Annotated in this window: 1 pseudogene; it reads right to left on the reverse strand. The window is 52.2% G+C overall.

Going from position 1 to position 628, the window contains the following annotated elements:
- Nucleotides 1–628: pseudogene (locus tag LC438_RS18975) on the reverse strand (hypothetical protein); the annotation flags it as partial.

Raw genomic sequence — 628 nt, forward strand, 5'->3', positions numbered from 1 at the left:
GTCGTAGCCGACGCTGATTCCCTTTCCCTTTTCCCTTCCTCTCCTCCTTTTCCCTTCTTCTCCTCCCTCTCCCTCGACGCCTTCTCCATCGACGCCCCTTCTCCCTCCCCTTTTTTTTCTCTCTTCTCCCCGGACGCTCCCCCTATGCTCTCCCTCCTCCCTCCGATCGCCTCTTTCTCTTTTCCTGGCTCCTTCTTCTTTTTCCCAGAGGAGCTTCCTTCCTTCTTCTCCTTCTCTTCTCTCTCCTCCTCCCTTTTCTCCTTTCTCCCCTCCCCCTCCTCCCTCCTCCTCCCTTCTTCCTCCTCTCTTCTTTTCCTCTCCTTCCTTCTCTCTTTCCCTCTCCTCTCTTCCTTCTTCCTTTCCTTCCTTTCTTCCTCCCCTTCTCTCCTTCCTCCTTCTCTCCTCTTTCTTCCTCTTCCTCTTTTTCTTTTCTTTTTTCCTCTCTCCCCCTCTCTCTCTTCCCCTCTTCTTTTTCTTCCCTTTCTCCTTCTCTCCTTTCCTCTTCCTCTTTCCTCTCCTCCTCCTCTCCTCCTCCTTCCTCTCCTTCTTTTTCCCTTTCTTTTTTCTTCCCTCCTTCTTCCCCCCCTCTCCTCCCTTTTTCTTCTCCTCTCCTCCCTTCTCCTTTCTC

The organism is Microbacterium sp. OVT16B (genome assembly GCF_019969705.1).
GTDB lineage: Bacteria > Actinomycetota > Actinomycetes > Actinomycetales > Microbacteriaceae > Microbacterium > Microbacterium natoriense.